The sequence below is a fragment of the Sulfuritalea hydrogenivorans sk43H genome, assembly GCF_000828635.1.
Classification (GTDB): domain Bacteria; phylum Pseudomonadota; class Gammaproteobacteria; order Burkholderiales; family Rhodocyclaceae; genus Sulfuritalea; species Sulfuritalea hydrogenivorans.
This window is the reverse complement of record NZ_AP012547.1, coordinates 3,063,385-3,076,450: the sequence shown is the minus strand read 5'-3', so window position 1 is coordinate 3,076,450 and position 13,066 is coordinate 3,063,385. Positions and strand designations below refer to the sequence as shown.

12 protein-coding genes and 2 pseudogenes are annotated in these 13,066 nt (G+C 63.0%); 13 read left to right on the top strand and 1 reads right to left on the bottom strand.

Going from position 1 to position 13,066, the window contains the following annotated elements; genetic code table 11:
• Positions 1–143: 143 nt before the first annotated feature.
• The 8 genes from hyfB (at position 144) to SUTH_RS14690 (ending at position 8,258) form a co-directional block, all read left to right on the top strand.
• Positions 144–2,153 (top strand): hydrogenase 4 subunit B, encoded by a 2,010-nt coding sequence (hyfB, locus tag SUTH_RS14725; RefSeq protein ID WP_041100310.1) that lies wholly within the window; start codon positions 144–146, stop codon positions 2,151–2,153.
• A complete protein-coding gene (locus SUTH_RS14720) occupies positions 2,150–3,106 on the top strand; it encodes a respiratory chain complex I subunit 1 family protein (protein WP_041100308.1) in 957 nt (318 codons plus the stop codon). The genes hyfB and SUTH_RS14720 overlap by 4 nt, the downstream gene beginning before the upstream one ends.
• Positions 3,103–3,771: a formate hydrogenlyase gene (locus tag SUTH_RS14715; RefSeq protein WP_041100306.1), complete on the top strand. Its 669-nt coding sequence runs from the start codon at positions 3,103–3,105 to the stop codon at positions 3,769–3,771. Before SUTH_RS14720 ends, SUTH_RS14715 begins: the two co-directional genes overlap by 4 nt.
• Positions 3,771–5,222, top strand: a complete 1,452-nt coding sequence (locus SUTH_RS14710) for a hydrogenase 4 subunit F (protein ID WP_041100304.1) — start codon at positions 3,771–3,773, stop codon at positions 5,220–5,222. Before SUTH_RS14715 ends, SUTH_RS14710 begins: the two co-directional genes overlap by 1 nt.
• Before the next feature lie 2 nt (positions 5,223–5,224).
• The gene (locus tag SUTH_RS14705) at positions 5,225–6,799 is read left to right on the top strand and encodes a hydrogenase large subunit (RefSeq protein WP_041100302.1); all 1,575 of its coding nucleotides are present in this window, start codon (positions 5,225–5,227) and stop codon (positions 6,797–6,799) included.
• Between the two features lie 155 nt (positions 6,800–6,954).
• A complete protein-coding gene (locus SUTH_RS14700) occupies positions 6,955–7,467 on the top strand; it encodes an NADH-quinone oxidoreductase subunit B family protein (protein WP_041100300.1) in 513 nt (170 codons plus the stop codon).
• A gap of 126 nt (positions 7,468–7,593) precedes the next feature.
• Positions 7,594–7,833: an antitoxin gene (locus SUTH_RS14695; protein ID WP_041100298.1), complete on the top strand. Its 240-nt coding sequence runs from the start codon at positions 7,594–7,596 to the stop codon at positions 7,831–7,833.
• Positions 7,834–7,838: 5 nt separating this feature from the next.
• Positions 7,839–8,258, top strand: coding sequence for a type II toxin-antitoxin system VapC family toxin (locus SUTH_RS14690; RefSeq protein WP_231851152.1), 420 nt, complete (start codon positions 7,839–7,841; stop codon positions 8,256–8,258).
• A gap of 128 nt (positions 8,259–8,386) precedes the next feature.
• Here SUTH_RS14690 and SUTH_RS19135 read toward each other — a convergent pair.
• Positions 8,387–8,577: pseudogene (locus SUTH_RS19135) on the bottom strand (IS110 family transposase); the annotation flags it as partial.
• Positions 8,578–9,266: 689 nt separating this feature from the next.
• Between SUTH_RS19135 and SUTH_RS20385 the strand changes: the two are divergent.
• The 5 genes and pseudogenes from SUTH_RS20385 to SUTH_RS14670 form a co-directional block, all read left to right on the top strand.
• Positions 9,267–9,422, top strand: a pseudogene (locus SUTH_RS20385) (DUF4236 domain-containing protein); the annotation flags it as partial.
• Positions 9,423–9,533: 111 nt separating this feature from the next.
• Positions 9,534–10,418 (top strand): hypothetical protein, encoded by an 885-nt coding sequence (locus SUTH_RS18650; RefSeq protein ID WP_052473681.1) that lies wholly within the window; start codon positions 9,534–9,536, stop codon positions 10,416–10,418.
• A gap of 140 nt (positions 10,419–10,558) precedes the next feature.
• On the top strand, positions 10,559–11,530 hold the full coding sequence (locus tag SUTH_RS14680) for an IS5 family transposase (RefSeq protein WP_041097738.1): 972 nt from the start codon (positions 10,559–10,561) through the stop codon (positions 11,528–11,530).
• Positions 11,531–11,836: 306 nt separating this feature from the next.
• On the top strand, positions 11,837–12,046 hold the full coding sequence (locus SUTH_RS14675) for a BrnA antitoxin family protein (protein ID WP_041100294.1): 210 nt from the start codon (positions 11,837–11,839) through the stop codon (positions 12,044–12,046).
• 168 nt (positions 12,047–12,214) lie between these two features.
• On the top strand, positions 12,215–13,057 hold the full coding sequence (locus SUTH_RS14670; protein WP_197539596.1) for a hypothetical protein: 843 nt from the start codon (positions 12,215–12,217) through the stop codon (positions 13,055–13,057).
• Positions 13,058–13,066 lie beyond the last annotated feature (9 nt).

Sequence of the window (13,066 nt, the reverse complement as noted above, 5' to 3'; positions counted from 1 at the left end):
CGCATGCAATCTGTCGCGCAGTCGCCGCCGGCAAGAGTCGGCGCCGGCTCGCTTTGCGTGCCTGGAATTCCGCTGCGCGGGCAGGCAACGGCGGCTCGGGCGCAAGGTCCGCTGCTAGAATTCGCACTGGCCTCGCCCTCGACATGAACAGTCTCCTGCCCATCGACACCCTGCTGATAGCTGCCTGCGCCTGGCTGGCTGTCGGGTTGCTCGGACTGGTGGCGCCGCGCGATACGCGCTTCATCAGCAAGACCCTGTTCCCGCTGGGCGCAGTCATCGGCACGCTGGTGGGGCTGGTGGCGCTGGGTTCCCTTGGCGGCGAAACGCAAACCGCGGTGCTGGTGATCGGCCTGCCCGACCTGCCCTTCCATCTGCGACTCGACAATCTTTCCGCCGTGTTCGCCCTGCTGCTGGGTTTTGTCTCGGTCGGCATTTCCATCTTTGCCGCCGGCTACTTCCGGAAAGGCGAAGGCACCGCGCCGGGGCTGCTCTGCCTCGAATACCACGTCTTCCTCGCCAGCATGCTGATGGTATTGCTGGCCGACGACGCCTACGCCTTCATGGTGGCCTGGGAGACCATGGCGCTGTCGTCCTTCTTCCTCGTCACCACCGATCATCGCCACGAGGAAATCCGCCGCGCCGGGTTTCTGTATCTGCTGATCGCCCACATCGGCGCCATCGCCATCCTGCTGTGCTTCGGCGTCATGACCGGTGGCGCGGGTGACTACAGCTTCGCCGGCATGCGCGCGCAGGAACTTTCTCCGTTCTGGGCCTCGGCCGCCTTCCTGCTGGCGCTGGCCGGTTTCGGCGCCAAGGCCGGCTTGGTGCCGCTCCACGTCTGGCTGCCGGAGGCGCATCCGGCCGCGCCTTCGCCGGTGTCGGCGATGATGTCCGGCGTGATGCTGAAGACTGCCATCTACGGCCTGCTGCGCGTCAGCTTCGACCTGCTGCACACGACGATTTGGTGGTGGGGCGTCGTGGCGCTGGTGATCGGTCTCGCCACGGCGCTGTTCGGCGTGCTCTACAGCACCGTGCAAAGCGACATGAAGCGGCTGCTGGCGTATTCGTCGATCGAGAACATCGGCCTCATCGCGGTCGGCATCGGCCTGACGCTGATCTTCCACGCCTATCGCATGGAAGGGCTGGCGGCGCTGGCGATGACGGCGGTGCTGTATCACTGCCTTGCCCATTCCGCCTTCAAGAGCCTGCTGTTCCTGTGCACCGGCTCGGTACTGCACGCGACGAAGGAACGCAGCCTGGGCAAGCTCGGCGGTTTGATCCATCGCATGCCCTGGGTGGCCTGGCTGGCGCTGGCCGGGGTGATCGCCAGCGCCGGCCTGCCGCCGCTTTCAGGATTCGTGTCGGAGTGGCTGCTGCTGCAAAGCTTCCTGTTTTCGCCGGGCCTGCCGCATCCCTGGCTCAACATGGTGGTGCCGGTGGCGGCGGCGCTGGTGGTGCTCGTCGCCGCGCTGGCCGGCTTCGCCATGGTCAAGTTCTACGGCATCATCTTCCTCGGCCAGATGCGCGAACCCGGGCTCAAGGATGCCCATGATGCCGGCACCTGGGAAAAATTCGGTCTTGCCTGGCTGGCGCTGATCACGCTGCTGCTGGGCATCCTGCCGTCGACGGTGATCATGCGCATCGACGCCGCCACGCGCCAGTTGCTCGGCACGGGTCTCGCCGACAAGGTGAACGAGCAGGGCTGGTGGATGCTGGCGCCGATCTCGCCGGAGCGGGCCAGCTACGAGCCGCTGATCTTCCTCGTCACCATCGCCGCCACGCTGCTGCTCGGCCGCTGGCTGGTGCGCCGCCTCTATCACGGCCGCGTGCGCCGCACTTCGGCCTGGGACTGCGGCTACTACTTCCAGGGGCCGCGCGCGCAGGACACCGCCGAGGGCTTCAGCCAGCCGATCCGCCGCATCTTCGAGCCGATGTTCCGCATGCAGCGGCATTTTCCCACCGCGCGCGACACCGAGCCGTATTACAGCGTCAAGGTCGAGGATCATTTCTGGTACTGGCTCTACCTGCCGGTGGCCAAACTCGCCGGACGGATATCGACGCTGATCGTCGCCCTGCAGGGCGGACGCATCGCCGTCTATCTGATGTACAGCTTCATCACCCTGCTCGTGCTTCTTCTGGTGGCGCGGCCATGATCAGTATCTCGGGACTGTTGGGCCAGGCCTTCGCCATCCTGCTGGCGCTGGTGCTGGCGCCGCTGCTGTCGGGCTGGGTGGGCCAGTGCCGCGCCTGGCTGCAAAGCCGCACCGCGCCGCCCTTGCTGCTGCCGTATTACCAGTTGCAGAAGCTGTTCCACAAGGACGTGGTGCTGGCGCACGGCGCCTCGTCGCTGTTCCGCGCCGCACCCTTTGTCGTCTTCGGTTGCATGGTGCTGGCCTGCGCCATCATTCCCAGCCTGTCCACCGACCTGCCGCTGGCGCCGGCCGCCGATGCCCTGGCGCTGGTCGGCGTGTTCGGCCTGGCGCGCGTGTTCATTTCGCTGGCGGCGATGGATGTCGGCACCTCCTTCGGCACCCTCGGCGGCCGCCGCGAAATGCTGGTGGGCTTCCTCGCCGAGCCGGCGCTCCTGATGGTGATCTTCACCCTGGCCATGATCGCCCAGTCTACCTCGGTGGCCACCATCGTCGAGACCCTGGCCCATCGCGAACTGGTGATCTACCCCAGCCTGGCCTTTGCCGGCATCGCCTTCACCTTCGTCTCCTTCGCCGAGAACGCCCGCGTGCCGGTGGACAATCCGGCCACCCATCTCGAACTGACCATGATCCACGAGGCAATGATCCTCGAATATTCGGGCCGCCACCTCGCCTTGATCGAATGGGCGGCGAGCCTCAAGCTGTATGCCTATTCCTGCCTCGGCCTGGCGCTGTTTTTCCCGTGGGGCATCGCGCCGGGGGACAACTTCCTGGCGCTGGTCGCGGCGATACCGCTGCTGCTGTTCAAGCTCGCCATCGGCGGCGCCTTCCTCGCCGCCATCGAGACCATCAACGCCAAGATGCGCATCTTCCGCGCCCCTGAATTCCTTGGCACCGCCTTCATGCTGGCGGTGCTCGGCCTGCTGGTCCGGTTGCTGCTCGAAAGCAAGGTATGAACGCCGCCATTCCCTTCTCGGCACAACTCATCAATCTTTTTGCGGCAGTGATCCTGCTGCTGGCCTTCGCCATGCTGGCGCAGCGCCGGGTGCTGGCACTGATCAACCTGTTCGCCCTGCAGGGGCTGACCCTCTGCCTGGCGACGCTGGTGGCCGCCGTCACCACCGGCCAGGTGCACCTGTATTACTCGGCAGGGCTGACGCTGGCGCTCAAGGTGCTGCTGCTGCCCTGGATCCTGTACCGGCTGGTGAAGAAGCTCAACGTCAAGGGCGAAGTCGAGGCGCTGATCAACATTCCGACGACGATGCTGGTGGGCCTCGTTCTCGTCATGATTGCCTTCAACGTAGCGCTGCCGATTTCAGAGCTGTCCCACACCATCACGCGCGGCACGCTCGGGATTGCCCTGGCGGTGGTGATGCTGGCCTTCCTGATGATGATCACGCGGCAAAAGGCCATCACCCAGGTGGTGGGTTTCCTCTCGATGGAAAACGGCCTGTTCCTCGCCGCCACCAGCGCCACCTACGGCATGCCGATGGTGGTCGAGCTCGGCATCGCGCTCGACGTGCTGGTCGGCGTCATCATCCTCGGCGTGTTCTTCTTCCAGATTCGCGACCAGTTCGACAGCCTGGATATCCATCACATGGAACGGCTCAAGGATAACTGATGGATTTCTTCATCCTCATGCTCGCCATTCCCCTCGTCAGCGGTGCGCTGCTGACGGTGTTCGGCGAGCGCGACTGGGCGCCCAACCTCAACATCATCGCCAGCCTCGGCACCTTCCTCGCGGCCGTCGGCCTGACCGGGGAGATCGTCGCCAACGGCCCGCGCTTCGCCTTCGGCGAGCAGTTCTTCATCGATTCGCTGAATGTCTTCTTCGTCGCGCTGACCGCCTTCGTCGGCTTGACCACCAGCATCTTCTCCGGCCCCTACATGCGGAACGAGGCCGAGCACGGCCGGCTCACCAAGCCGCGCCTGCGGCTCTACAAGAGCATGTACCAGCTCTTCATGTTCACCATGCTGGCGGCGCTGACCACCAACAACCTCGGCATCCTCTGGGTCGCCATGGAAGCGGCGACGCTGACCACCGTGCTGCTGGTGTCGCTCTACCGCACCCCGGCCAGCCTCGAAGCGGCGTGGAAATATTTCATCCTCTGCGGCGTCGGCATCGCCCAGGCGCTGTTCGGCACCATCCTGCTCTACTTCGCCGCCGAGCGCGTGCTGGGCGAGAGCGGCAATGCGTTGCTGTGGACCCACCTGATCGACGTCAAGGGCCAGCTCGAGCCGAACATCATGGCCCTGTCCTTCATCTTCCTGCTGGTCGGCTACGGCACCAAGGTGGGCCTGGCGCCGCTGCACAACTGGCTACCCGATGCTCACGCCGAGGGTCCGACGCCGGTGTCGGCGGTGCTCTCCGGCCTGCTGCTCAACGTCGCGCTCTACGCCATCCTGCGCTGCAAGGTGCTGGCCGATGGCGCCATTCCGGGCGATTTTGCCGGCAAGCTGATGATCGGCTTCGGCCTGTTCACGCTGCTGGTGGCGGCCTTCTTCCTCTCGCGGCAGAAGGATGTCAAACGCATGTTCGCCTACTCGTCGATCGAGCACATGGGCCTCATCACCTTCGCCTTCGGCATGGGCGGTCCGGTGGCCAATTTCGCCGGCCTGTTGCACATGACCATGCACTCGCTCACCAAGTCGGCGATCTTCTTCGCCGTCGGCCACGCCACGCAGAAGACCGGCACCCAGCTGATGGAAAACATCCGCGGCCTGATAAGGATCAATCCGCTGATCGGCTGGGGCCTGATGCTGGGCACACTGGCCATCCTCGGCATGCCGCCCTTCGGCGTGTTCGCCAGCGAGTTCATGATTCTCACCCACGCCATGAAGCACTACCCGTGGGCGACGCCGGTACTGCTGCTGGGCCTCGGCGTGGCCTTCGCCGCGATTTTCGGCAAGGTGCAGCCGATGGTGTTCGGCGAGACCGAGGCCAGGCGCCTGCCGCATGCGCCCGCCATCACGCCGGTGTTCCTGCATCTTGGCATCGTGCTGATGCTGGGCCTCTACATTCCGCCCTATCTCACGCGCTGGTTCCATGAAGCGGCGCGCATGCTCGGCTGACCATGTTCCTCTGCGACCACTCCGCCATTGAATTCACGCCGCAACCGGGCATCGGCGCACCGGTCTGGCGCGGTCATGCCCCGAGCGGCGACGACCTGAAGGATTTCGCTGCCGCCGCGCACCTGGCCGGCGGCCGCCTGGCGGCGATCTGGGGCAGCGATGAGCGGCAGCGCGGCGGGGGTTTCCGCCTGCATTGCGTGTTCGGGCTCGATCGCGGCCATGCCTGGGTGAGCCTCGATCTGTCGGCCGCCGAGCCTGTCTATCCCGACTTGTCCGGCATCTTCCCGGCCGCCAACCGCATGCAGCGCGCCACCCGCGACATGGTCGGCATCAGTACCGACGGCGGCGACCAGCGCCCCTGGCTGCGCCACGGCGCGTGGCCGGCCGACTGGTATCCGCTGCGCCACGATGCGGTGCATGAGGCGGGCATGGGCGCCGGCTTCGAGAACCTTCCCAGCGACTACGACTTCGTCCAGGTCGGCGGTGAGGGCGCCCACGAAATTCCGGTCGGCCCCATTCACGCCGGGATCATCGAGCCGGGGCACTTCCGGTTTTCCGTCGTCGGTGAGCGCGTACTGCGCCTGGAGCAGCGGCTGGGCTACCAGCACAAGGGTGTCGAGCGACTGTTCATCGGCGCCGACCTGACGCATGGCGCGCGGCTGGTCGGCCGCGTCTCTGGCGATTCCACCTGCGCCTACGCCTGGGCCTATGCGGATGCAGTCGAAGCGGCGTGCGGCGTCGAGGCGCCGCCGCGCGCCTTGCTGCTGCGCGCGCTGATCCTGGAGCGCGAGCGCATCGCCAATCACCTGGGCGACCTCGGCGCGCTGGGCAACGATGCCGCTTTCGCTTTCGGCCTGACCCAGTTCCTGCGCCTCAAGGAAGACTGGCTGCGGCTGAACCAGAAGGTGTTCGGCCATCGCTTCATGATGGATCGCATCGTGCCCGGCGGCGTCGCCGTGGACGCCGATGCCGCGGCACTGGCCGCCATCATCGAGCAGTGCGGCGCCATCGGCGGCGAAGTGAAAAAACTGCGCGCGCTCTACGACGAGCATGCGGGCCTGCAGGATCGTTTCGCCATCACCGGCACCATCGACGCCGCGCTGGCGCGTGAACTCTCGCTCTCCGGCATGGCGGCGCGCGCCACCGGCATCCTGCTCGACGGCCGGGCGCATCGGCAGGGCTACACGCCGCCGCCGCCCTATGCCGCGCTCGGTGTGCGCCCGGCGACCGACGAGCGCGGCGATGTCGCCGCGCGCGTCGCCGTGCGCTTCGATGAAATCTCCGAATCGCTGCGCCTGCTGCGCGTAATCGCCGTCGGCATGCCATCGGGCGCGACGCGTGTTGAAGTGGCGCCGCGTGGCGGCGCCGGCGGCCTCGGCGTGATCGAAGGCTGGCGCGGCGAAGTGCTGGTCGGCGTCCAGCTCGACGGCGACGGCAGGCTGGCCCGCGTCCATCCGCACGATCCCTCCTGGCAGGCCTGGCCGGCGCTGGAGCATGCGGTGATGAAGGACATCGTCCCCGACTTCCCGCTGATCAACAAGTCCTTCAACCTGTCCTACTCGGGAGCCGACCTGTGATTCCGCAAACAGCAATTTGTCCGCAGATTTCGCAGATTGACGCAGATGGTCAAGGCAAGAGCGAGCCAGGGTGCATCACCTGTTCGGTGCGGCCGGTCTCTTCTCCATCTCGCTGTTCAATCTGCGCAATCTGCGGACTGAACTGACCTATTCAGATGATCCATTTGCTCAAACACATCTTTCGCACCGGCATCCTGACCGAGCCCATGCCCGCGGAAGAGGGCGGGCCGCAGCGCGAGATCGACCGGCTGCACGACGAAATCCTGCATGTGCTCGGCCGCGCGCTGACCATCCGCGAAGTCGATGCCGGTTCCTGCAACGGCTGCGAGCTGGAAATCCACGCGCTGAACAACCCCTACTACAACCTCGAAGGGCGCGGCATCAAGTTCGTCGCCAGCCCGCGCCATGCCGACATGCTGCTGGTGACCGGACCGGTGACCAGGAACATGGAAAACGCGCTGCGTATCGCCTACGACTGCACGCCCGACCCCAAGCTGGTGGTGGCGGTGGGCGACTGCGGCTGCAACGGCGGCGTTTTCGGCGAAAGCTACGCGAGCTGCGGCGCGATCGAAAACGTGGTCGGCGTCGACCTGCGCATCCCCGGCTGCCCGCCGACGCCGCTGGCGCTGATGCAGGGCATCCTCGCGGCGGTGCGCAAGTCGAAGTAGCCGCATCGCAGCCGACAAGAGTCGGCGCTGGCGGTACGGCGATTCACTGGTTAAGCCTCGTTCCTTGACGCAACAGAGAAACTGGCATAGGCTTTGGCATATGTCAAAACTCGTCAGGGGCCGATCATGATCAACGAGCGCCATGTTTCCCTGTTTCGCAACGGTCGCAACCAGGCGATCCGGATCCCCCGCGAATTCGAGCTCGCGGGTACCGAGGCCATCATCCGCAAGGAAGGCGAGCGGCTGATCATCGAGCCGGCACCGCCGCGCGAGCGGCTGCTGACGCTGCTGGCCGGATGGGAGCCGCTGGATGAGGCGTTTCCTGAAATCCCCGATACACCGACGGCGCCCGAGGACGTGCTTTGACCTCGGTGCGCTATCTGCTCGACACCAATATCCTTTCCGACCTGATCCGGTATCCGCGCGGCGCGGCGGCGCGGCGCCTGGCGGAGGTCGGTGTCGATGCGATTTGCACCAGCATCGTGGTGGCCTGCGAACTCCGCTATGGCGCGGCACGGCGCGACTCGGCACCGCTCACGCAGCGGGTGGAGGCGCTGCTTTCCAGTCTGTCGGTGCTGCCTTTCGAGGCCGATGCCGACAGCCACTACGCCGACATTCGCGCCACGCTGGAGCGCGCTGGAGCGCCCATCGGCGGCAACGACCTGCTGATCGCCGCCCACGGCCGCTCACTGGGCGCCACCGTCGTCACCCACAACCTGCGCGAGTTCGAGCGTGTGCCAGGTTTGCGGGTGGAGGACTGGCTGGCGGGCGATCCCGACATAGCAAGCTGATCGGGAAGCGGCTCGCAGCGGTCGCGGGAAAGTCGTTGCCGCCATGTGCCCTTCGGGGACATCGGACTTTCCGGGTGGAGCAAGCAGCGATGGGAACGACAAGCGAAATGTCTCTGACCCTTGGAAGATTCTGTGCGCACCGGAGCAGGTTTCCATGCCGATCACGCAAGGCGGCAACTGCGCAATCAGCAGCAGAAGTTGCTCTCGGGATACTTTTGGCTTGACCAGCGCCGACTTGCCGTTATCATCAACGCCATGCACGGCAAAGACGTTCAAAGACGCTTTTGGCCAGATCGATTCCTACAGTGATAATGCTCATGGACTTTTTGATGTGATCGCGAAATCTCATCTTGGCACTTGTTGCCGTTTGCGGCTTCCGCCGCAGCCTTGGGACGGGGAAGTCCCTTTCATTCGTCGGGCGTCACAGGCAACGCACCGCGCATGAAGATGACCGACTATTTGGCAATCTACGCGGCAGTTCTATCGACTGTCGTCTTTCTGTGGAATATCGTGCAGTCGCGGCCGCAGGTAAAAGTCGATTTGCTCTTTTCCATTGATGACGCCGGTGGAAAGCCAGAGTCGGGGGCCTCGGTTATCGTCAGAAATTGCTCCTCACACGACGTCCACTTGGCGAACATAAGCATTCTCTACCCCTACAGGCACGTAACGTTCAAGGAACGACTTGGGCACCTTTGGCGTTATCGGAGATGGCCGAGTCGTGTCGGTTGGGTGCATTCCAGCCTCTCCAATTTCAACATTGAAAGTGGTTGCCCCTGTATGCCTTGAGGCTCGCAAGTCACACCGGGTCTTTATTCCAGACGCCCAAGTTAAAGAAATGCTATCCGAGGCTACCGAAGGCAGCCTTATCGCATGTGTCCAGGACCAATTATGGAACGACTTCTATTCACGCAAGTTCAAGGCGTGACGCCCAACCCTGTGGTGCAGGGGCGCTGCGCGATAAAGCGTTGCGCAGCGCCCCTGACCTTAAACGGGTAGCCCCCTTACACCATGATTTGGCGCTTCCGAAAATCATTTAGCCCACTACCGGGCGTTCGAATCACTCTCTCACCGAGTGGAGTTTCAACGTCCGTCGGTGTCGGTCCGTTCCGCGCAACTATCGGCCCTCGCGGCCCGGCTGTTACAGCGAACATTCCTGGCACTGGCCTTTCGTTTCGGCATGCTCTTGGTAGCTCGCCACACCAGCGGCTTACTGACCTGCCGGCGCCGCTCATTCAACAACCTGGCTATGTCACGTCAGAACCGAGTGCGCCAGAGATGAACGACATCAAGAGCGAAGGCTCCGGTGCGCTAACCACGCCGGGATTGAGCGAGTTCAAACGCCTCTTGGAAAAAGCGCGTCGCGAGCACGGAGAAATTGTCCGAGAACTCAGCCAAGCTCGCAGTGAGGAATCCTCCACCGTCGGGCGCTATACAAGTTGGAAGAATGGTTGGCTCATGCGCCACCTGTTCAAAGAGAAGTTCGAACAACATCGAATCTCAGCCGAAGAATCCACCGCCAAACGTGCTGAGTTTGAAGAACAAGAACGCCTCTCGCGCCTCCAGACCCAAATCGAACTTCCTGATGGTGTTAACAAAGCCTTTCATCGCATGAATGACGAATTCGCCGTTCTTACAAAGTGCGACCGCATTTGGGATACCGTCGGCCAGCGAAACACTAACCGAGTCGTTGAGCGCACCACTGCAACCCGCGTAGTTGAACGCAAGCCCGTTAGGTTTCAGCTTGGACGTTGTGAGCTTATCGAATCGGAATGGAAGGTTCCGCACCTGGAAAACGCCAATGGCGGAGACATCTATTTCTATCCAGCGTTTGCACTCTATTTCGTGTCCTCGGACAACTTCGCCCTACTCGAATACAAAGACATTGAGCTTGAGTTCTCCCTCTCGCGGTTCATCGAGGAAGAGACGCTTCCGGGAGATACCACTACCGTCGGCCAGACTTGGGCAAAGGCAAACAAGGACGGCTCGCCCGACAAGCGATTCAATGGCAACCATCAAATCCCGATCGCTCAGTACGGAAAAATCTCGATTACGTCCGCTACCGGCATGAATGAAGAATACATGGTGAGCAATGCCGAACGCGCTCAGGCTTTTTCGTCGGCTTGGAAGATACTTTCAGGTGCAGTGGCCGCAGGGGTCTAACACTTCGTTTCAGGGACGCTGCGCGATGAAGCCGCGCAGCGTCCCTGAGCTTAGGGAAACACTGAATAAGGTACAAACACTGTGAACGATCTCATCGTCATTGGGTCAGACAAAGAGTGTTGATCACAAGGGATAGAACGATGAAACAAATGACGCTGGCGGCGACACGAGGATTCGAGAAGCACAACCGTGCGACGCGCAAGGCGGAGTTTCTGGCGCGGATGGATCGCCTGATGCCGTGGGCCGAGTTCTGCGCCGTGATTGAACCGCATTACCCGAAGGCCGGGAATGGCCGGCCACCGGTGGGACTGGAGCGCATGCTGCGGATGTACTGCGTCGCCAACTGGTTCAACCTGGCCGACGAAGCCTGTGAAGACGCCCTCTACGATGTCCCCGTGTTTCGTGAGTTCTGCCGCATCGACCTGGGCCGGGAACGGGTGCCAGACGCCACGACCCTGCTGCACTTTCGGCATCTTCTGGAACGTCACGATCTGGGAGCCGCCATGTTCGCCAAGATCGGCGAATTGCTGCTGGCCAACGGCATGAAGCTCTCCGGCGGCACGATTGTCGATGCCACCCTGATTGCCGCGCCGCCCTCGACCAAGAACCAGGAGAAGAGCCGCGACCCGGAGATGCACCAGACCAAGAAGGGCAACGAGTGGCACTTCGGCATGAAGCTGCACATCGGCACGGACAGCCAGAGCGGACTGGTCCATAGCGCCAGCGTCACGGCCGCCAACGTTCATGACAGCCACCAAGTGCCGAACCTGCTGCATGGTGCGGAAACTCGCTTCTACGGCGACAGCGCCTATCGGGGCCAAGAGCAGCGTAAGCGGCTGAAGGTCATCGCGCCGAAGGCGAAGGACTTCACCAACAAGCGCGCCTATCGGAACAACCCGCTGACGGACGCCGACAAGGAAACCAACCGCCGCAAGTCCAGCGTGCGATCCAAGGTCGAGCACCCGTTCCTGACCGTGAAGCGCCTGTGGGGCTTTGCCAAGGTTCGCTATCGCGGTCTGGCAAAGAACGCCAATCGCGCCTTTGCCATGCTGGCGATGCTCAACGTCAGCATGTGGGCACGACCATTGACGGGAGAGGTGCGTCCGGCATGAGCAAGACAAGGGAGAATTCCCCCTTATCCGCTCCCGAATGGGCCAAGCACCCCATGAATATGGCATTTCCGTCACAGTTTCGTCTCTATTTCAGCCCGTCGCCGTTTTTTGCGGTGGCTTGTTCAGCATTTCCTTAGACGTAAGCCTTACAAGCACACCATGCCAACACTCGGAACTCAGAACACGGAAATGCCATTGGGGAATGCCATTGGGGTCAGAGACATTTGACTTTCTGAGTGGTGCGAACAACCGTTCGAAACGAAAAGACGAAATGTCTCTGCCCCCTGAAACTCATAGAGGTGCCACATGCGAAAAGAATACGACTTCTCCGCCGCGAGGAAGAACCCATACGCAGCACAACTCAAGAAGCAAATCACCATTCGGCTCGACGAAGAGTCCATCACGTACTTCAAGACAATCTCTGAAGACGTCGGCATTCCGTACCAGAGTCTCATCAATCTGTACTTGAGGGACTGCGCAGCGTCTCATCGCAAACTCGATCTCAATTGGAAATAGGCGCACTTGTTATTCGCGTGGCCGAACCTCCGTCGTTCCAGAGGACGCTGCGCGATGCACTAAAGGGGGCGGCATCGCAATAGTTCAACCACGCCCGGGTTTGATGGCGCGCAGCGGCCAGCCACGACGCCTTCCCGGATGAAGCCCTTTTCCGTCGCCCATTCCCCCATGCCTACCAAACCCCTATCGAAGAACAAGTCGGACTCCCGTCCGAGCCGTTTCACGCGTCGCGGCGAGATCGACCGGTTGATGCGCAAGCTGGAGTGGGATGGCTATCCGCGCTTGCAGATGTTCCTGCTGGTGGCGCTTACGGGTGGCGCAGGTTTGCTGGCGTCATTCGTTTTGCTGCACTCCGGCATCGAGCCCATGTACGTCCGCTACCCGGTTGCGGTGGGCTGTGCTTATCTGGTTTTCCTCTTCCTGCTCTGGCTGTGGCTGCGCACCAAGGCGGATGATTATGTCGATGGCTCTTTCGACCTGCCTGACATCTCGAGTGGTGGCGGTTGTGGTTCGGGCGTGGATGCGGCGCCGGAATTCGGTGGTGGTGCGGGGGGCCAGTTCGGCGGCGGCGGGGCGTCGGGCAATTTCGTGGTCGATGATTCGCTGCCCTCGCCCTCCCTCCCGATCGGTGATGGCGGCGTCGGCTCCGTTGGCGAGGCGGTCGGCGAGGTGGTCGGAGGCGCGGACGAAGGAGCGATACCGCTGGCGGTTGCGCTGCTGATCGCGGCGCTGGTGGCGGTGCTGCTGTTCGCCACCATCTACATCGTCTACCTGGCGCCGGCGCTGTTCGCCGAGCTATTGGTCGATGGCGCGTTGTCCGCCAGCCTCTATCGCCGCATGCGCGGCCTGCAAACGCGGCACTGGCTGGAAAGCGCCCTGCACCGCACGGCCGTGCCCTTCACCATCACGGCGGTAGGACTCGCCCTGATCGGCTACGCGCTGCATGCCTATGCTCCGGCAGCGCACACGCTGGGCGAGGTGCTGCGGCATTTCCGGATGCCGGAGTCTTGATGTATCGAG